Annotated in this window: 17 protein-coding genes; 11 read left to right on the top strand and 6 right to left on the bottom strand. The window is 66.9% G+C overall.

What is annotated here, in order from left to right; all coding sequences use genetic code 11:
* Positions 1-22 precede the first annotated feature (22 nt).
* From LFL96_RS08345 to LFL96_RS08335, 3 genes are all read right to left on the bottom strand, one after another.
* Entirely contained in the window at positions 23-1,126 is a 1,104-nt protein-coding gene (locus LFL96_RS08345) for a sugar kinase (protein WP_281000057.1), read from the bottom strand.
* 361 nt (positions 1,127-1,487) lie between these two features.
* Positions 1,488-2,270: a TIM barrel protein gene (locus LFL96_RS08340; protein ID WP_281000055.1), complete on the bottom strand. Its 783-nt coding sequence runs from the start codon at positions 2,268-2,270 to the stop codon at positions 1,488-1,490.
* A gap of 263 nt (positions 2,271-2,533) precedes the next feature.
* A complete protein-coding gene (locus tag LFL96_RS08335; protein ID WP_281000053.1) occupies positions 2,534-3,523 on the bottom strand; it encodes a LysR family transcriptional regulator in 990 nt (329 codons plus the stop codon).
* Between the two features lie 126 nt (positions 3,524-3,649).
* Between LFL96_RS08335 and LFL96_RS08330 the strand changes: the two genes are divergently transcribed.
* The 7 genes from LFL96_RS08330 (at position 3,650) to LFL96_RS08300 (ending at position 9,784) form a co-directional block, all read left to right on the top strand.
* Positions 3,650-4,738, top strand: coding sequence for a YeiH family protein (locus LFL96_RS08330; protein WP_281000050.1), 1,089 nt, complete (start codon positions 3,650-3,652; stop codon positions 4,736-4,738).
* Between the two features lie 195 nt (positions 4,739-4,933).
* On the top strand, positions 4,934-5,671 hold the full coding sequence (locus LFL96_RS08325) for a glutathione S-transferase (protein ID WP_281000049.1): 738 nt from the start codon (positions 4,934-4,936) through the stop codon (positions 5,669-5,671).
* 109 nt (positions 5,672-5,780) lie between these two features.
* Positions 5,781-7,514, top strand: a complete 1,734-nt coding sequence (locus LFL96_RS08320) for a ClcB-like voltage-gated chloride channel protein (RefSeq protein WP_281000048.1) — start codon at positions 5,781-5,783, stop codon at positions 7,512-7,514.
* Positions 7,515-7,758: 244 nt separating this feature from the next.
* A complete protein-coding gene (locus tag LFL96_RS08315; protein ID WP_281000047.1) occupies positions 7,759-8,013 on the top strand; it encodes a hypothetical protein in 255 nt (84 codons plus the stop codon).
* 51 nt (positions 8,014-8,064) lie between these two features.
* Positions 8,065-8,295 carry a DUF2795 domain-containing protein gene (locus LFL96_RS08310; protein ID WP_281000046.1) on the top strand — a complete coding sequence of 77 codons (231 nt, stop codon included), beginning with the start codon at positions 8,065-8,067 and terminating at the stop codon, positions 8,293-8,295.
* 116 nt (positions 8,296-8,411) lie between these two features.
* Positions 8,412-9,254 carry an AraC family transcriptional regulator gene (locus LFL96_RS08305; RefSeq protein ID WP_281000628.1) on the top strand — a complete coding sequence of 281 codons (843 nt, stop codon included), beginning with the start codon at positions 8,412-8,414 and terminating at the stop codon, positions 9,252-9,254.
* A 140-nt stretch (positions 9,255-9,394) separates the two neighbouring features.
* Positions 9,395-9,784 (top strand): cupin domain-containing protein, encoded by a 390-nt coding sequence (locus LFL96_RS08300; RefSeq protein WP_281000044.1) that lies wholly within the window; start codon positions 9,395-9,397, stop codon positions 9,782-9,784.
* A gap of 122 nt (positions 9,785-9,906) precedes the next feature.
* Here the strand turns inward: LFL96_RS08300 and LFL96_RS08295 are convergent, their stop codons facing one another.
* Positions 9,907-11,019 (bottom strand): LysR family transcriptional regulator, encoded by a 1,113-nt coding sequence (locus LFL96_RS08295; RefSeq protein ID WP_281000043.1) that lies wholly within the window; start codon positions 11,017-11,019, stop codon positions 9,907-9,909.
* Between the two features lie 280 nt (positions 11,020-11,299).
* Here LFL96_RS08295 and LFL96_RS08290 point away from each other — a divergent pair, with 280 nt between their 5' ends.
* Positions 11,300-11,512 (top strand): hypothetical protein, encoded by a 213-nt coding sequence (locus LFL96_RS08290; RefSeq protein ID WP_281000041.1) that lies wholly within the window; start codon positions 11,300-11,302, stop codon positions 11,510-11,512.
* 149 nt (positions 11,513-11,661) lie between these two features.
* On the opposite strand, the gene LFL96_RS08285 is transcribed toward LFL96_RS08290, so the two are convergent.
* Entirely contained in the window at positions 11,662-12,279 is a 618-nt protein-coding gene (locus tag LFL96_RS08285) for a TetR/AcrR family transcriptional regulator (protein ID WP_281000040.1), read from the bottom strand.
* A gap of 222 nt (positions 12,280-12,501) precedes the next feature.
* On the opposite strand from LFL96_RS08285, the gene LFL96_RS08280 reads away from it, so the two are divergent.
* The 3 genes from LFL96_RS08280 to LFL96_RS08270 are packed head-to-tail and all read left to right on the top strand — an operon-like array spanning position 12,502 to position 18,361.
* Entirely contained in the window at positions 12,502-13,683 is a 1,182-nt protein-coding gene (locus LFL96_RS08280; RefSeq protein WP_281000038.1) for an efflux RND transporter periplasmic adaptor subunit, read from the top strand.
* Complete coding sequence (locus LFL96_RS08275) at positions 13,680-16,808, top strand: efflux RND transporter permease subunit (protein ID WP_281000036.1); 3,129 nt, start codon at positions 13,680-13,682, stop codon at positions 16,806-16,808. The genes LFL96_RS08280 and LFL96_RS08275 overlap by 4 nt, the downstream gene beginning before the upstream one ends.
* Positions 16,809-16,846: 38 nt before the next feature.
* Positions 16,847-18,361: an efflux transporter outer membrane subunit gene (locus LFL96_RS08270; protein ID WP_281000626.1), complete on the top strand. Its 1,515-nt coding sequence runs from the start codon at positions 16,847-16,849 to the stop codon at positions 18,359-18,361.
* Positions 18,362-18,540: 179 nt separating this feature from the next.
* On the opposite strand, the gene LFL96_RS08265 is transcribed toward LFL96_RS08270, so the two are convergent.
* The gene (locus tag LFL96_RS08265; protein ID WP_281000034.1) at positions 18,541-19,419 is read right to left on the bottom strand and encodes a lipid A biosynthesis lauroyl acyltransferase; all 879 of its coding nucleotides are present in this window, start codon (positions 19,417-19,419) and stop codon (positions 18,541-18,543) included.
* Between the last annotated feature and the right edge of the window lie 176 nt (positions 19,420-19,595).

The raw sequence follows: 19,595 nt of genomic DNA, 5'->3' as shown, positions 1-19,595 counted from the left end.
GTTGGGATGGATCGCGGGCTGCTTACGCTGTGCTAGCGGCCGAGGTGTTGTGGCCGGCCGCGTCGTGCGTGTCGGCGTGCGTGTCGGCGTGCGTGTCGGCGTGCGTGTCGTCGTGCGTGTCGGCGTGCGTGTCTTTGCGCGGGTTTTTATCTGTTTGCGTCGGCTCGCCGGCGCGTTCCAGCGTGTCCAGCTCGGCGCGGGTCGGCAGGCCTTCCGAATCGCCGATCACCTGGATCGCCAGCGCGCCGATCCGGTTGCCGCGCGCGACCGCCTGCGGCAACGCACGGCCTTCGAGCAGCGCGCTGACCACGCCGACCGCGAAACCGTCGCCCGCGCCGACCGTGTCGACCACCTTGGCGACTGGTTCGCCGGGGATCACGGCGGCATCTTCGGCGGTACGGAAGTACGCGCCCTGCGCGCCGAGCTTGATGATCACACCGCGCGCGCCCTGGTCGAGATAGAACTTCGCGATGTCGTCCGGTTGCGTGTAGCCGGTCAGGATCTCGCCTTCGCCGATGCCGGGCAGCACCCAGTCGGCCAGCGCGGCGAGCGCGTTCAGCCCCTCGACCATCGCGGCGCGCGACGGCCACAGCGTCGGGCGCAGGTTCGGATCGAACGAGATCGTCTTGCCGGCCGCGCGCATCTCGCGGGCAAGATGGAACGCGAGTTCGCGCGAACTCGCGGAGATCGCGGGCGCGACGCCGGTCAGGTGCAGATGGCGCGCGCTCAACACATAGTCGGCCGCGTAGTCCGCCAGCGACAGATGGCTCGCCGCCGATCCCCTGCGGAAATACTCGATCGCCGGATCGCTGCCGTCGTCGTTTTTCGACTTCAGCTGAAAGCCGGTCGGATAGCGTTCGTCGGTGCTCACGCGGCGCTGGTCGATGCCTTCCTTCGTCAACGTGTCGCGCACGTACTGGCCGAACGAATCGGCGCCGACGCGGCTCATCCAGCCCACCTTGAAGCCGAGCCGCGACAGGCCGATCGCCACGTTCAGATCGGCGCCGGCGACGCGCTTCGTGAACTGTCCGACTTCCGCGAGCGGACCGGTTTCGGCGGCCACGAACATGGCCATGGCCTCGCCATAGGTGACGACGTCGAGTGCGGGGTGGACGGTGCTGCTCATGCTGTGCTCCTGCGGTTCGCTCGGGGGCGCTGGGGGTGGTGGGGCGGCGCGCGGTTTAGTGAGTGATGCGCGCGCTCCGGCCTGGGTTGGGGTTGGCGCTGCCGGGTCTGCGCTGCGCTGCCTGTGTTTTCTGCTGCTCTCTCAGGTTCTGGGCGTTGCTCATGTGCCGTTCATGTGCCGTTCATGTGCCGTTCATGTGCCGTTCATGTGCCGTTCATGTGCCGTTCATGTGCCGCTCGTGTGCCGCTCGTGTGCCGCTCGTGTGCCGCTCGTGTGCCGCTCGTGTGCCGCTCGTGCGCCGCTCGTGCGCGGTGCCATTCACGTGCCACTCACGTTCCATTCACGCGGCGCTCACCTGCATTTACGCGGCGGCCAGCCACGCGACGTAATGCGCCGCGTCGGCGTCGAGGCGGCGCGCGTCGAACGGAAATTCGATGCCGCGCGGCACATCGCGCGGCAAGGCGTTCAGCACCGCGGCGAACTGCGCGTCGCCGGCAGCCGGCGCGACCGCAAAGCGTCGCGCGCCCTCGCCCGTCGTCGTCTTGCAATGGATGTACTCGACGTGCGCCGCGAGCGCCCCGGCGGCAGCGAGCGGCGCGACCTCGCGCCATGCCCAGTTGCCGATGTCGAAGGTCATGCCGAGCACGTCCGCGTGACCCTCGCGTGCCAGCGCGTCGAACAGCCGGACGAACTGGTCGAGCGAGCCGCCCTGCTCCAGTTGACCGTTTTCGACCACGAGGCGCACCGCCGCGCAGCGCAGCAGATCGGCGATCACGGCCGCGTTCGCTTCGCGCGCGAAGCCGCCGAGCTGCAGCTTCACGAAGCGCGCGCCGAGCGCCAGCGCTTCCTCGATCGATGCGCGCAACGCGTCGGCGTCGAGCGTGCCGTCGGGCGCGTACAGCGACGCGGGCGTCGAGTACACGGACCACAGTCCCAGCTCCGCAATCCGCGCGCCGAGTTCACGCAGACGCATCGGCGTGGCGTCGGCTTCATCGGCGAACAGTTCGCGGCGCACTTCGAAACCCGCCGCACCAGCGCGACGGCTCGCCTGTGCCCACTTCAGATGGCCGTCGGCGCGCACCGCGTCCATGCCGAACGCGCTCGCCACGATCACTATGCCTTTTGCTTCAATTACGTCAGTCATGTCGAAATTGCCTGATTCTGCTGCTTCGCCGGCATTTGGAACCGGTTCCAAATGCATGTCGAAAAAAAGCGCCGAGGCGCTTGCGATGGCCGAATAGTGCGCCGAGGTCGGCGCCATGCACCATAGTGGAAATCCCCAGGCAAGCGTGGGCGAAGCGAACACGGCAGGCAGGGCCGGCTGCGCATTCGCTGTGCACTGAGCACAGTGTGAGCACCTGTGCACGGCCTCGCGAGGGCGGAGCGAGCGCTTCGCCGCCGCTGCGCTCACCCCTTCTCATCCGACAGACACAGCGCGAGAAACTGCTCCACCACCCGCGACGGCGCGCTCGCATGCGGGACGAGGATCGACAGCCGCCGCGTCAGCGGCTCGGGACTCAGCGAAAACAGGCGCAGCGCGCCGTTTTCATGCCGCATCGACATGGCCGACACGAAACCGATCCCCATGCCGGCCCGCACCGCCTCCTTCACGCCCTCGACACCGGCAATCTCCAGCGCCACGCGCATCGGCACGCCCGCGCGCGCGAACGCCCGCTCGACGATCTGCCGCACGCCCGATCCCGCCTCGCGCAGCACCAGCGGATAGGCGCCGAAAGCGGCCAGCTCGACGCGCTCGGGCGGGTCGAACTCCCCCTTCTCATTCTTGTCGCTCGCACCGTCACCCGCGCGTGCGCCCTTGGCCTGTCGTTTAGCGTGCCCCTCGGCGCGCCGCGCCGCGCCCCGCTCCGCCAACGGATGCGAGCGCGGCATGATCGCGACGATCTCGTCTTCGCGCCACGCATGCACGGCGGTATCCGGCGGCAGATCCGCCCCGACCGGGCCTTCGATCATCGCGACATCCACCGAGCCCAGCATGCCGACGATTTCCGCCGTGTTGCCGTCGGCGGCATGCAAGGTCACCTCCGGGAAGCGCCGGTGAAACTCGGCGATCAGATACGGCAGCAGATAGCTCGCCGGCGTGGTGCTCGCGCCGATCCGCAACGTGCCCTGCTCCATGCCGCGCAACGCGTCGCGATACGCATGCGCCTGGCGCCACGTGTCGCGCAGCCGCGTCGCGTAGCTCGCCAGTTGCTCGCCCGCGGGCGTCAGCCGCACGCCGCGGCCGTCGCGCTGGTACAGCGGCTCGCCGAATTCGTCCTGCAACTGCCGCAGTTGCCCGGACACGGCAGGCTGCGACAGATGCAGCGCGACTGCCGCCCGGCTGATGTTGCGATGCTCGGCGACAGCGGCGAACGTTATAAGTTGATCGGGGGTCATGGGCAATCAAATATCGGCAGAACCTATACTTTACATTCTAAATCATGATTTTTCATATCGTTATATCTAATTTAGGATAAGCCCATCGAATCCCAGTCCAGGACTGGCACACAAAAGGGCTGCATCATGTCCACCGCACATCTCACTGCTACTTCTCCCGCCGCCGAGTCGTCGACTCGCGGCCAGCTCAACGGCATCCTGTTCGTTGCGCTCTTCGCCGCCGCCGTCACGCGTATCGCGGCCGTGCCGGCGATTGCCGGTCTCGGCCTGAGCCCGCTGATCGTCGGCATCGTGGCCGGCGCGCTGTACGGCAACGCGCTTCGCGACGGCATGCCGGCCAGCTGGGCGGCCGGCGTCAACTTTTCGGCGCGCAAGCTGCTGCGCATCGCGGTCGCGTTCTTCGGGCTGCGCGTCAGTCTTCAGGAAATCGCCCAGGTCGGCTTGCCCGGTCTCGCGGAATCGGTGCTGATCGTGGTCAGCACGCTCGTGATCGGCACGTGGGCCGGCATGAAGATCATGAAGCTCGACCGCGACACCGCGCTGCTGACGGCAGCCGGCAGCGCGATCTGCGGCGCGGCCGCCGTGCTCGCCTTCGAATCCACGCTGCAATCGAAGCCGCACAAGAGCGCGATGGCGGTCGGCAGCGTGGTGCTGTTCGGCACGCTCTCCATGTTCCTCTACCCGGTCCTGTTCAAGGCCGGCTGGCTGCATCTGGACACCGTCGGCGCGGGGCTGTTCTTCGGCGGCACGATCCACGAAGTGGCGCAGGTGGTCGGCGCGGCCAGCAATGTCAGCCCGGAAGCCACGCACATCGCCACCATCGTGAAGATGACCCGCGTGATGCTGCTGGTGCCGGTGCTGCTGGTGGTCGGCGTCTGGGTGAACCGCTCGGCTCGTTCGGCGCATTCGGCCACCGCGCACGAAGGCGCGGCGCACGCCCCGCGCAAGCTGGCGATTCCCTGGTTCGCACTCGGCTTCCTCGGCTTCGTGGTGATCAACTCGCTGCACGTGCTGCCGGAATCGGCGACCAGCACGCTGAACATGCTCGACACCTTCGCGTTGACCATGGCGATGACCGCGCTGGGCATCGAAACGCGCATCGCGCAGATTCGCCAGGCCGGTCCCCGCGCGCTGACCACCGGTTTCATCCTGTACGTCTGGCTGATCGGCGGCGGCCTCGGCATCACATGGCTCGTGCAGCGCCTGCTCGGCTGAACGGCCGGAGCCTTCGGGCCGCCCGCCCCGTTCGCGCCCTCGCCCACCCCGCCGCGTGCGGGGTTTTGCGCATTCAGGCGCCCCATCGTCTCCGCTCGCACGGCATACTGGTTGCTGAAGCCGTCAGTTCACGCAATCCGTTCGTGCAACCTGCCCACTCCGCAGCGGGTGGACAACCGGAATGAGGATCGATCGATGAGCCTGGAACTTTACTATTGGGACGGCCTGCAGGGCCGCGGCGAATTCGTCCGCCTGGCGCTGGAGGAAGCCGGCGCCGACTACGTGGAAGTCGCGCGCGGCGAGCCCGCCGACGGTCTCGGCACCGACGCGATGATGGCCGTGCTGAAAAGCCGCGACGAACCCTATCCGCCGTTCGCGCCGCCGTTCCTGAAGGACGGCGATCTGGTGATCGCGCAGACGGCCAACATCCTGTTCTATCTCGGGCCGCGCCTGAATCTCGTGCCGCCGGTGGACAGCCTGCGCTACGTCGCCAACGGTCTGCAACTGACGATCGCCGACGTGGTCACCGAAGCGCACGACACGCATCATCCGCTCGCCAGCGCGCTCTACTACGAAGACCAGAAGGACGCCGCGAAAGCCCGCGCGCACGACTTCATCGACAACCGCATTCCGAAGTTCATGAAGTACTTCGAGCGCGTGCTGAAGCAGAACCCGGCCGGCGACAGCTTCATGGTCGGCGACGCGCTCAGCTACGTCGACCTGTCGATGTTCCAGTTGATCGACGGTCTGCTGTACGCATTTCCGCGCGCGCTGCGGCGTTTCGGCGAGCACTACCCGCGTCTCGCCGCGTTGCACGACGCGGTGATCGAACGGCCGAACATCGCCGCGTATCTGCAATCGGAGCGACGCATCGAACACAACGAGGCGTGCATCTTCCGGCACTACCCCGAACTCGACAAGGCGGCGGCTTGAGCGTCGTCGCCGAATTTCATCGTCCAGCGTCCGCGCGCCCGCCCTGCATGGCGGGCGCGTTCGCGCTGCCGGTCCCGCTGGTTCACCTCTCACGCCCTGCCACACCGACGTGCTTTCATTCCTGCTGAAGCTGCGCACCCGCGCGCAACATCTGTTCCGTCTGTCCGAAGCCCATACGATGCTGGTCTGGTCGGTGGTGGTCGGGGTGGCCGGCGCCTTCGCGACGATCGCCTTCCGCGAGGCCATCGCGCTGCTGCAACTGGCGGCGGTCGGCAAGTCCGGCAGCTTCGTCGAAATGGCGCGCGCGCTGCCGTGGACCGTGCGGATCTGGCTGCCCGCCGCCGGCGGCCTGATCGCAGGCTTTTTCCTGCTGATCGCGCGGCGTCACGCGGACAAGAACACGCACGTCGACTACATGGAAGCCGTGGCGATCGGCGACGGCGTGGTGCCGGTCAAGCTGAGTTTCTGGCGCAGCGTGTCGTCGCTGTTCACGATTTCGAGCGGCGGCTCGATCGGCCGCGAGGGGCCGATGGTGCAACTGGCGGCGCTCGCGGCGTCGCTGATCGGCCGCTGGGTGCATTTCGATCCGTCGCGGCTGCGGCTGCTGGTCGCGTGCGGCGCGGCGGCGGGGATCACGTCCGCGTATAGCGCGCCGATCGCCGGCGCGTTTTTCGTCACCGAGATCGTGCTCGGCTCGATCGCGATGGAAAGCTTCGGGCCGGTGGTGGTCGCGGCGGTGGTCGCCAACATCACGATGCGCGAATTCGCCGGCTACCGGCCGCCGTACGAGATGCCGGTGTTCCCGCCGGTCGCCGGGCTCGAAGTGCTGCTGTTCGTCGCGCTCGGCGCGCTGTGCGGCGCGGCCGCGCCGCAGTTCCTGCGGCTGCTGGACGTATCGAAGGCGAGCTTTCGCAAGCTGCCCCTGCCGCTGCCCGTGCGGCTCGCGCTCGGCGGACTGGTGGTCGGGATTCTGTCGGTGTGGTCGCCCGAGGTCTGGGGCAACGGCTACAGCGTGGTCAACTCGATCCTGCATTCGCCGTGGACCTGGACCGCGCTCGTGATGGTGCTGGTGTTCAAGCTGGTCGCGACCGCGGCCACCGCGGGCTCCGGCGCGGTCGGCGGGGTCTTCACGCCGACGCTGTTCGTCGGCGCGGTGGTCGGCTCGCTGTTCGGCCTCGGCATGCATGCGCTGTGGCCGCACAGCACGTCCGCGCCGTTCGCGTACGCGATGGTCGGCATGGGCGCGTTCCTGGCCGGCGCGACCCAGGCGCCGCTGATGGCGATCCTGATGATCTTCGAAATGACGCTGAGCTATCAGGTCGTGCTGCCGCTGATGCTGTCGTGCGTGGTCGCGTACTTCGTGTCGCGCGCGATCGGCAAGACGTCGATGTACGAGATCACGCTGCATCGTCATCAGGAGGAGCAGGCGCGTTCGCGTTTGCGCGCCACGCAGATGCGCGAGCTGATCCGCCCGGCCGAAACCGTCGTGCCGCCGAACGCGACCGTGCAGGACATGACGCGCGTGTTCCTCGAATATCCGGTGAAGTATCTGTACGTCGCGAACGAAGCGGGTGCGTTTCTGGGCGTGGTGGCGCTGAAGGACATCACGTCCGATCTGCTGGAGAAGCGCGACACCGCCGCCAAGACCGCCGCCGATTATCTGCAGCCGCATTTCGACGTGCTCACGCCCGACATGCCGCTCGGCGTCGCGCTGCAGCACTTCATGGCGTTTCAGGGCGAACGGCTGCCGGTGGTGGAAAGCGCCGCGCATCCGACGCTCGCGGGCGTGGTGTACAAAACCTCGTTGCTGGATGCCTATTTCCGGATGAATCCGACGCGCTGACGCATGCGCCGGGCTGCGGCCGGCTCGGTGCGCTTCGGGACGAAGCGCGGCATGTCATCATAGAAAATCTACAATACCGTTTTGTCGCAAATGTCTGCGCGGCGCGGAATTTGCCATCTAAGATGGAAGATGCACGCGAAAACGCATAAACGACATCGCGCGTAGCTTGCGCCTTCCTTTCGACGCGGGGACGGCACAGCGCTTGCTCAACTGACAGCGCCGCATGAGCTTAGGAGGTCGGGCGATGAAAACCTCGACACTGTTGACCATGGTGACGCTGTCAGCCTCGTGTTTCGCCGCGCCGGTGCATACCGCGCGCGACGGTACCAACGCCGGCACGCTTGCCGAACGCGCGAACGCCGCGCCGGTGGCCCCCGCGGCGCCGGATGTCGCGGTGCCGGACGGGAATCGCCCGCAGCAATGGGAACACATCGCGCTGCCGAAATCGCGGCATCTCGATCGCAGTTTCACCGGTCAGAACGAGCATCTTCAGACATGACGGATTGCGATTTTCACGAACCGGTTTTCACGAACCAGCAGGAGCGTGTGCATGACCGCCTCGGCCATTCCCGGCGAATCGATTGATCTGCAGATCGCCGACGTGCTCGGCGAAGTCCGCTTTCCCGCCAACAAGGACGCCCTCGTCGACGCCGCGCGCGAAGCCGGCGCGAGCAACGACGTGCTGTCGATGCTCGACGGCCTGCCGGAGCAGGATTACGCCGATGTGAACAGCGTGACGCGGTTGATCGGCGGCAACTTCGGTCCTGGTTCGGCCGCGTGAGCGAGGCCGGGAAGGAGAAGCGGGAGAGCGCGGGCGAGAAAGTGCGCGAAGAGGTGCACGGCCCGGCGCGCAGCCTCGCCGCGCGCCCCACCGCCTCGGCCTCCTCGAACGAGCCGTTGCAGCGCCTCGGCGGCGCCGACTGGATTTACCGCTCGCCGCAGTCGAACGCGGCCGATGGCATCGAACGGATCGAAGCGTTTTTTCATGATGCCGCGTACGCGATGCATCGGCACGATACGTATGCGATCGGCCACACGCTCGCCGGCGTGCAGAGCTTCCGCTATCGCGGCGGCACCGCCAACAGCCTGCCCGGCGGCACGATGGTGCTGCATCCCGACGAGCCGCACGATGGCCAGGCCGGCACGCATGACGGCTTCCGCTACCGGATGATCTACGTCGACCCGGCGCTGTTCCAGCGCGCGCTCGGCGGCAAACCGCTGCCCTTCGTCAAGGGCGGACTGTCGAACGATCCCCGTTTGTTCGAGGCCACCGTGAGGCTGCTGCGCGCCACCGGTGACGCGCTCGCCCCCCTCGATCCGCTCGAACAGGACGACGCGCTCTACGATCTCGCGATCGCGCTCGATGCCGTGGCGGGCGCCGCGAGCACGCGGCGTCCGGTGGATTTTCACGCGGCCGCGCGGGCGCGGGATTATCTGCTGGCCTCGCTCGATCGCGCCGTCACGCTCGACGAACTGGCTGCCGCGGCCGGTCGCGACCGCTGGAGTCTGTCACGCGATTTTCGCGCGCTGTTCGGCACCAGCCCGCATCGCTACCTGACCATGCGGCGTCTCGATCGGGTCAGGCAACTGACGGTGCGCGGCATGTCGCTCGCCGATGCATCGGCGGCCAGCGGTTTCGCGGATCAGAGTCATATGACGCGGCATTTCAGGCAGGCCTGGGGCGTGCCGCCGGCGCAGTGGTTGAAGATGCTGGGTAAGGTGGTGCCGCGCGAGCACTGAGCACCGTGCCGGGCACGAAGTAAGAGACGAAGCCCATCGCAGCCGGCCGTCCACCGGCCGCGCGCACAAACGTGCAAGACCGGCGCCCCGGCCACGTTCTACCCTACCGCCTGAACCATCGCACTCAGGAGGTGCCTTTCATGTCCGACGCCACGACGACCCGACAGTCCTACCAGTCCATCAACTTCGCCGACAAGCTCGCGCGTTTTACCGATCATTGGCAACCGCGCGTGATCGCCGAAATGAACGACTACCAGTTCAAGGTGGTGCGCATCGAGGGCGATTTTCTGTGGCACGAACACGCCGATACCGACGAGACGTTCATCGTGCTGGAAGGCGAGTTGCGCATCGACATGCGCGACGGTTTCGTGCTCGTGTCGGCGGGTGAGATGTTCGTGGTGCCCAAGGGCGTCGAACACAAGCCGTACGCCGAGCGCGAGGTCAAGATGATGCTGATCGAGCCGCGCGGCGTCATCAATACCGGTGGTGAAACCAACGAACGCACGTCGGTCAACGACATGTGGATCTAGACGGCGCTCGCCGGAAAATATCGGCGCGCCAATGAAAAGAGCCGGTGCATGGACGCACCGGCTCTTCATTTTTCGACATCACGCGATGGCCGCCGGCGGTCTTCGACGGCGCCACGCCCGGCTCAAAGCGGCGAAGACGAAGACGCCGCCGCGATCCGCGCACGCAACGCCCCGCCGCCCCGCAGCGGCCGATGCACGGCCGTTTCGCCAGGCAACGGCGCTTCGCCCATCAGATGATTCGCCTGTTCATCCGCGGCCTGCATGGCAACCTGCGCGGGCGTCGGTGCCGGCGCGATCGCGCGCCGTCCGGCCGATGCGCCGCGCGCCGGCGCACGCGACGCCTCATCCCGCTGGAAATGTTCGACCAGATGATCGATGAACGTCCGCACCTTCGCGGGCAGATGCAGCCGGCTCGGATAGGCGATCGTGATTTCGATCTGCGGCAGATGGAAGTCGCCGAGCAACGGCACGAGGCGCCCCGCCGCCAGATCGCGGCCGATCAGATAGCTCGGCAGGATCGCCACGCCCATGCCGAGCAGCGCGAATTGCCGGAGCATTTCGGTGTTGTTCGCCGCGATCGCGTTGTTCGGCCGCACGCGGATTTCGCCGCCGTCCGGACCGGTGAACACGCGCTCGTCGCCGCCCTGTTCCGGCGGCCGGCTCAGACACGGATGATCGAGCAGATGCTCGGGCCGCGTCGGCGTGCCGTGCTGCGCCAGATAGGCGGGCGTCGCGCACACCGTCATGTAGCCGGTGGTCAACCGGCGCGTGACGATGCTCGCGCTGCGCATGTGCCGCGCGACCATGATGCCGACGTCGTAGCCTTCTTCCACCAGATCGACCTGCCGGTCCGCGAGCGTGACGTCGGGCATCACGTCCGGATAGCGCGCCGCGTACGACTGCACGACCGGCGCGAGGCTATGCAGCCCGAACACCACCGGCGCGACGATCCGCAAGGTGCCGACCGGTTCGTGATTGCGCGCCACCACCATCTGCTCGACGCCTTCGAGGTCGTCGAGAATGTGCCGCACGCGTTCGAGGTAGGTCGCGCCGGACTCGGTCAACGACAGGCGGCGCGTGGTGCGGTTGAGCAGGCGCGTGCCGAGGCGCGCTTCGAGATCGGCGACATGCCGGGTGACGACCGCGGTGGACAGGTCCAGTGCGCCGGCCGCGCCGACGAAACTGCCGAGATCGGCGACCTTGACGAACACGCGCATCGATTGCAATTGATTCATGGGACGACTCCTGCCTCGGTAAAGCCGGGCCGGCGCCATCGCTGGCCGCCTGTGTCGACCCGCGCGGCAAGGCGCGCGCGGATTTGCCCAACGTTCCGATTGTATCGATCCGATCATGTCCCAACCCTGACTCGAAGATGACAATCCGGTCAGGTTGCCGAGGCGTTCCCGTCACGCTCCGGGCAGTTTTTTGGCTGCTTTCCGAGGCCCGGCGTGGATTTTGGCTAGGTATAAACCCTTAGATGCTGGTAACATAGCGCCCGAAAGGAAATCAATCGCTATGCCACATCGTTTTCAGCTGCTGGAAAAAATCGCGTTTTCGTTGGTCTGCTGGTCCGCGGCCGCCGCTTCGGCCTTCATCGCTTACGAGCGCTGCCCGGACATCAAGGTCGTATTGCACGTCGGCGAGGAAGCCCTGCGTTACAGCGGGCAGTACTCGTTCGCCTGCTCGTCGCCGGCCGCCGACGCCTGCGCGCAACTGCCGACCAACTGAGCGGTTCGTGCGCCCACGTGTCCGCGCGTTTGCGCGGATCGCGCGCCTCACACGTCTCACATCGCGTAAAACCGGTCTTTAAACCGCGCGGGGCTCGCTGAAGCCAGCCGCGCGATTCATGTCGTCCACGCGCGCTGCCGCCCGCTTCCTCAAGCGTCGCGGCCGAACACCGCGCGCGCGAAGAACGATCCCAGCACTTTCTCGACACGTTCCGACGGCACGTTCTGCGGATCCATCGCGTAGAAGAACTGCAAGCCGTCGCACAAACCTATCAAACCGAGCGCCAGCGTTTCCGGCGGCATCAACAGCGGCGTGCCGACCCGCGCCGAAAACTCGCGGATATACGCCTCCATCTGCTCCAGCTTCTCGTTGATGAACGCATTGAAGCGCACCCGGAAGCGACCGTCGCGCACCGCGAGCAGCTTCGCCTCGACCCACAGCAGAAAACATTTGTTCTCGCGATGCAGTGTGCTGTAGTAATGCAGCACGCGTGCTTCCATTTCCTCCCGCGAGGCCGCGCTCTCGAAGATCGCGTGCAGGCCCGCCTGCATCACCTCATGATCGCGGCGCAGTAGTTCGAGAAACATCTCGCTCTTGCCGCGGAAGTTCGAATAGAACGCACCGCGCGTATAACCTGCCGCGCCGGCGATGTCCTCGACACTCGCCGCGACATAGCCCTTCTTCATAAAAATCGCTTGCGCAGCATCGAGCAGACGCTGGCGCGTCTGGTCCTTGCTCTGCTCGCGTGTCAGTCGTTGCCTTTTCATGGGCGCAAGTCTAGCACTGAAAAGAATTCCGATTCACTCTCACATTCAGATACAGGTGTGTATTAGAATGCAACTCGTCATTCGAAGTCAGACGCGTATACCCGATGCCCGATCCGGGTCGCGCGTCTTTCGCTGGCGGGCCGCTGCGGCTTGCCGTGTCCGTTTTTGCCGTCTCCTGGTGGAGTAATTGTGAAGCGTCCCGGTCCTCCCGCATCGTCAGCGATGCGCCCGCAGTTCCATCGGCATGGTCCGCGCGCACGTCGTGCGGCGCTGGCATTCACGCTGGCCGGCGCCGTCGCGCTGGCCGCCTGCTCGAAGAAGGAAGCCGCGGCGCCCACGCCGCGTCCCGTGGTCGTCGCCGCCGTGCATGCGGACGGTGTCGCGCAACAGGCCGCGTCGCTGCCCGGCGAAGTGCAGGCGCGCTATTCGACGCCACTGTCGTTCCGCGTCGCCGGCAAGATCGTCGAGCGGCGCGTGCGCCTCGGCGACACCGTGAAGAACGGCGAGATCGTCGCCCGTCTCGATCCGGCGGATCAGCGGAAGAATGCCGCCAGCGCACAGGCGCAACTGGCCGCCGCCGAACACGCGCTCGTCTACGCCAAACAACAGCTCGACCGCGACCAGGCGCAGGCGAAGGAAAACCTGATTGCGCCCGCGCAGCTCGAACAGACCACGAATGCGTACGCATCGGCGGCCGCGCAGCGCGATCAGGCCGCGCAGCAGGCCGCGTTGTCGAAAGATCAGTTGCAGTACACCACGCTCGTTGCCGATCACGCGGGCGTGATCACCGCCGAGCAGGCCGATACCGGTCAGAACGTGTCCGCCGGCCAGGCCGTGTACAACCTCGCGTGGAGCGGCGATGTCGACGTGGTGGTCGACGTGCCGGAAAGCGCGCTGGCCGCGCTGTCGGTCGGACAAACCGCGAAGGTCACGCTGGCCGCGCTGCCGGGCCGCACGTTCAGCGCGCGCGTGCGCGAACTCTCGCCCGCCGCCGATCCGCAAAGCCGTACCTATCGCGCCCGGCTGACGCTCGTCGAACCCGGACCGGACGTGCGCCTCGGCATGACCGCGGACATCGCGCTCGCCGCGCCTGCGCCGGCATCGGCCGCCGCTTCCGCGTCTTCCCCGGCCGGCAACGCCGCGAATCAAGGCGGCCCGTTCACGATCCCCGCCACCGCGCTGTTCCACGACGGCACGCAACCGGCCGTATGGGTCGTGCGCGCCACGGACAACGCGCTGGAACTGCGCCGCGTCACCGTCACGCGCTACAACGAACGCACCATCGTGATCGGCCAGGGGCTCAAGGACGGCGAACGCGTCGTGCTGCAAGGCGTGCATACCGTCAGCGCCGGCGAGAAAGTCCACCCGGTCGCGCCGCTGCATCCCGAGGACTTCGCTTCATGAGCACCACGCATGAAGAGGGACGCTTCAACCTGTCCGCATGGGCGCTGCGCCACCAGGCGCTGGTCGTTTTCCTGATCGCGCTCGCCACCGCCTTCGGCATTCTCGCGTACACGAAACTCGCGCAGTCCGAAGATCCGCCGTTCACGTTCCGCGTGATGGTGATCCGCACCTTCTGGCCCGGCGCGACCGCGCGGCAGGTGCAGGAACAGGTCACGGACCGCATCGGCCGCAAATTGCAGGAAACGCCCGCGATCGATTTCGTGCGCAGCTACTCGCGCCCGGGCGAATCGCTGATGTTCTTCTCGATGAAGGACTCGGCGCCGGTCAAGGACGTGCCCGAAACCTGGTACCAGGTGCGCAAGAAAGTCGGCGATATCGCGGCGACGCTGCCGCCGGGCATTCAGGGCCCGTTCTTCAACGACGAATTCGGCGACGTCTACACCAACATCTACACGCTCGAAGGCGACGGCTTTTCCCCCGCGCAACTGCACGACTACGCGGACCAGTTGCGCACGGTGCTGCTGCGCGTGCCGGGCGTCGGCAAGGTCGATTACTTCGGCGACCCGGACCAGCACATCTACGTCGAGATCACCAACACGCAGCTCACGCGCCTCGGCATTTCGCCGCAGCAGCTCGGCCAGGCGATCAACGCGCAGAACAGCGTGTCGGCGGCGGGCACGCTGACCACCACCGACGACCGTGTGTTCGTGCGCCCCTCCGGCCAGTTCAAGGACGTCAACGCGCTCGCCGACACGCTGATCCGCATCAACAACCGCTCGTTCCGGCTCGGCGACATCGCCACCATCAAGCGCGGCTACGACGACCCCGTCGTCACGCAGATGCGTTCCGGCGGCAAGGCCGTGCTCGGCATCGGCGTGACGATGCAGCCCGGCGGCGATGTGATCCAGCTCGGCAAGGCGCTCGACCAGCAGATGGCCCAGTTGCGCCGCGCGCTGCCCGCCGGCCTGCAACTCGCCGAAGTGGCGAGCATGCCGCACGCGGTCGCGCTGTCCGTCGACGACTTCCTCGAGGCGGTGGCCGAGGCGATCGCGATCGTGCTGGTGGTGAGCCTCGTCTCGCTGGGCGTGCGCACCGGCATGGTGGTGGTGATCTCGATTCCGGTCGTGCTCGCCGTCACCGCGCTGTGCATGTACCTGTTCGACATCGGCCTGCACAAGGTGTCGCTCGGCACGCTGGTGCTCGCGCTCGGCCTGCTGGTCGACGACGCGATCATCGCGGTCGAGATGATGTCGGTGAAACTGGAGCAAGGCTGGAACCGTACCCGCGCCGCGGCCTACGCGTACACCAGCACCGCGTTTCCGATGCTGACCGGCACGCTCGTCACCGTGTCCGGCTTCCTGCCGATCGCGCTCGCCAAATCGAGCACCGGCGAATACACGCGCTCGATCTTCGAGGTCTCGGCGATCGCGCTGATCGCGTCGTGGCTCGCGGCGGTGGTGCTGATTCCGCTGCTCGGCTATCACATGCTGCCGGAACGCAAACGCCAGGCGCACGAAGCCGACGACCACGAACACGACATCTACGACACGCGCTTCTACAAGCGGCTGCGCGGCTGGATCGGCTGGTGCATCGAGCGGCGCTTCGTCGTGTTGATCATCACCGTGCTGCTGTTCGTGCTGGCCATGGCGGGCTTCACGCTGGTGCCGCAACAGTTCTTCCCGAGCTCGGATCGTCCCGAGTTGCTGGTCGACGTGCGGCTGCCCGAAGGCGCGTCGTTCGACGCGACGCTGCGCGAGGCCAAACGGCTCGAACAGGCGCTGGTCGGCCGGCCGGAAATCGATCACACGGTGGACTTCGTCGGCAGCGGCGCGCCGCGTTTCTATCTGCCGCTCGACCAGCAATTGCAGACGCCGAATTTCGCGCAGTTCGTGATCACCGCGAAATCGGTCAAGGACCGCGAGAAGCTCGCAAAGTGGCTTGAACCAGAATTGCGCGATCATTTCCCGGCGATCCGCACGCGTCTGTCGCGGCTGGAAAACGGGCCGCCGGTCGGCTATCCGGTGCAGTTCCGCGTGAGCGGCGACGACATCGCCACCGTGCGCGGCATCGCCGAGCGCGTCGCGGCGACGCTGCGCGCCGATCGCGGCACCAGCAACGTGCAGTTCGACTGGGACGAACCGGCCGAACGCAGCGTGCGCTTCGAAGTCGATCAGAAGAAAGCGCGCGAGCTGGGCGTGAGTTCCGACGACATCTCCAGCTTCCTCGCGATGACGCTGTCGGGCTACACGGTCACGCAATACCGCGAACGCGACAAGCTGATCAGCGTCGATCTGCGCGCGCCGAAGGCCGAACGCGTGGACCCCGCCCACCTCGTCACGCTGGCGATGCCGACGCCGAACGGTCCGGTGCCGCTCGGCACGCTCGGTCATCTGCGCAACGATCTGGAGTACGGCGTGATCTGGGAACGCGATCGCCAGCCCACCATCACGGTGCAGTCCGACGTGATGCCGGGCGCGCAAGGCATCGACGTCACGCATTCGGTGGACAAAGCGCTCGCGCCGATCCGCGCGACGCTGCCGGTTGGCTACCGGATCGAGATCGGCGGCTCGGTCGAGGAAAGCGGCAAGGGCCAGGCGTCGATCAATGCGCAGATGCCGATCATGATCGTCGCCGTGCTGACCCTGCTGATGATCCAGTTGCAGAGCTTCGCGCGCGTGCTGATGGTGGTGCTGACCGCGCCGCTCGGATTGATCGGCGTGGTCGCCACGCTGCTGCTGTTCGGCCAGCCGTTCGGCTTCGTCGCGATGCTCGGCGTGATCGCGATGTTCGGCATCATCATGCGTAACTCGGTGATTCTGGTCGACCAGATCGAGCAGGACATCGCGTCGGGGCACAAACGTTTCGACGCGATCGTCGGCGCGACCGTGCGGCGCTTCCGGCCGATCACGCTGACCGCCGCCGCCGCGGTGCTCGCGCTGATTCCGCTGTTGCGCTCGAACTTCTTCGGTCCGATGGCGACCGCGCTGATGGGCGGCATCACCAGCGCGACCATTCTCACGCTGTTCTATCTGCCCGCGCTGTACGCCACGTCGTTCCGCGTGCGCGGCGACGAACGCGAGCCGCGCACGCCGTCCTCGTCCGGCGCGGCGCATTCGGGAAATTGAGCATGGCTACTCTCATTCACTCGCGCGATCGACGCTCTATGCTTCATACGCGCTATCCACACTACCCGCGCCTCGTCGCGCTGGCCGGCGTCGCGTGCACGCTCGCGGCCTGCTCGTTCGGCCCCAGCGGCACGCCGCCCGCGATGCCGCAGCCGGCGCACTATGGCGCCGCCGCGCAGCCCGAGCGCACGGTCGTCGCGCAAGGTGTCGCGCAGCAATTCGTGGTCGGCGCGAAGCCGGTGCCCGAATGGTGGAAGCTGTACCGTTCGGACGCGCTGAATGCGCTCGTCGACGAAGGCTTGCGCAACAGTCCGACGCTCGCGGCGACCGACAAAAGCCTCGCCGCCGCGCGCGAACAGTTGCGTGCGCAGATCGGCAGCTCGATGCTGCCGACCATCGACGCCGGCGGCCAGGCGACCCGCAACCGCGCGTTGACGATTCCCGGCTTCGGGCCGCCGACGGCGCTCTACGACGTGTTCGTCGGCCAGTTGCAGGCGCATTACACGATCGACCTGTTCGGCGCATCGCGTCTCGCCGATGCGGCGCTCGCCTCGCGCGTGAACGTGCAGGCGTATCAGTTCGACGCCGCGCGCCGCGCGCTGGCCGCCAACATCGTGACGGCCGCGTTGACGAGCGCCGCGTTGCGCGCGCAGATCGACACGACCGAGCGCCTCGTGACGATCGCCGACGATCAGGCGCGCGACACGCAACGGCGCTACGTGCTGGGCGCGGTCTCGCACGCCGATCAGTTGAGCGCGCAACAAAGCGCGGCGAGTCTGGCGGCGAGCCTGCCCGGTTTGCGTCAGCAGCTGGCGACCACGCGCCACGCGCTGGCGGTGCTGCTCGGCCGCACGCCGGATGCGGCGCCCGACGATCTCGTGCTCGCGCAATTGCAGGTGCCCGGCCAGGTGCCGGTGGTGGTGCCGTCGGAACTGCTGCGCACGCGGCCCGACATCCAGGCGGCCGATGCCGCGGTCAAGGCCGCCGCGGCCGACGTCGGCGTCGCCACCGCGCAGATGTTCCCGACGCTGTCGCTGAGCGCGTCGATGGGACAAGGCGGGTTCAGCTGGCCGACCATGCTCTCGGGGGCGGGCGCGATCTGGAGTCTCGGCGCGTCGCTGTCGCAGCCGCTGTTCCATGGCGGTGCGCTGTTCGCGCAGCGGCGCGCGGCGGTCGATACGTACGACGCGACCGTCTCGCAGTACAGGCAGACGGTGCTGGCCGCGTTCCAGAACGTCGCGGATTCGCTCGCGGCGCTCGAACACGATGCGCAGGCGCTCGACGCGGCGAACACGGCCGCGCGCTCGGCGCAGGCGATTTTCGAGGAAACCTCGGGACGGTACCGGCTGGGCGCATTGCCGATCGCATCGACGCGGTCGAGCGAACAGCAGTTCCGCAATGCGCAGCTCGACGAGATCCGCTATACGAGCGCAAGGCTGACGGATACGGCGGCGTTGTTTCAGGCGATGGGGAATCCGCCGGTGGAAGCTGGGCAAACCGCATCGGCCGCATCGACTACGTCGGCAGCCTCCGGCGTCGACGCAACCCACTGAGGAAACCTGGGATTCCGTACCGACATCGCGGAGTTATCCCCAGTTTGTGTGGACGAGCCTGTTGACAACTTTCTGACAAGCCCGCTAACTCGTTGACCTTGAAGGAGATTGCGGCGGCGGTGCGGAATACGACAGGATGCGGCGAATCGTGGATAAGCGAGGCGCAGCATCCGCCGGCATCAATACACCCCCGCCTCTCCCGCCGGCCGGTTCTTGAAGCGCTTGTGCACCCAGTAATACTGCTCGGGAATCCGCCGCACCTGCGTCTCGAGAAATTCGGTAATCCTGCGCGCGTCGACCGCGACGTCGTCCGACGGAAAATTGCTGAGCGCATCGAAGATCGTCAGCTTGTAGCCGCGATAGTCGGGAAGCACTTCCGTCACGAACGGCACCACGCGCGCATTGCCCGCGCGCGCCATCCGCGATACCGAGGTCAAGGTGCAGGCCGGCACGCCGAAAAACGGCACGAACACCGAATCGCGCAAGCCGAAATCCATGTCGGCCGCCAGCATCACCGGCTTGCCGTCGCGCAGCACGCGCAACGCGCGCCGCACGCTGTCGCTGCGCGGAATCATCTCCGTGCCGAAGCGGCCGCGCTGACGCCGTGCCATCGCGTCGAGCACGCGGTTCGACATCGGCGTGTAGAGCGACGCGACCGGATGCCGCGTCGAATACATCATGCAGCCCGCCTCGATACCGACGAAATGGAAGCCGACGAAAATCGTCGGCTGCGACTGCATGTCGGACAGGTCGATCGCGCTCTCCACTTCCACGAGCCGCGCCAGCGCGCGCGCATTGCCGAACCATTGCGGCCCGCGCTCGACGTAGCTGCGAATCACGTGGCAGAAATGCGCGCGCGCGAGCCGTTCGCGCGCCTCGTCGCTCAGATCGGGAAAACAGAGTTTCAGATTGGTGTGCACGACCCGCCGCCGCGCGCTTGGTATGCGATACAGCAACGCGCCGAGGCCGGTGCCGATCCGCGCGACGACGCCGTACGGCAGGAGCGCGAGCGCGCGCAGCAGACCTGTCGTCAGACAGATGATGATTCGACTTTTCACGAGACGGGACCCGGTGGATGGATGACGAACACGCCAACCGTTGCGCCCTTGCGGCGTGCGACGGTCGAGGTGGTGATGCGTGCGCGTCAAACCGGGTCTCGCGCTTCGCGTGAAGAGGAACGCCTCGCTTGCGGCGAGACGCAGAGGCGCCGGCTGGCGTGCCGGCAATAAACCAT

Origin of the sequence: Paraburkholderia sp. D15, from assembly GCF_029910215.1 — a bacterium.
Taxonomy (GTDB): domain Bacteria; phylum Pseudomonadota; class Gammaproteobacteria; order Burkholderiales; family Burkholderiaceae; genus Paraburkholderia.
The sequence above is the reverse complement of the archived record's forward strand: the minus strand, read 5'-3'. Positions and strand labels throughout refer to the sequence as shown.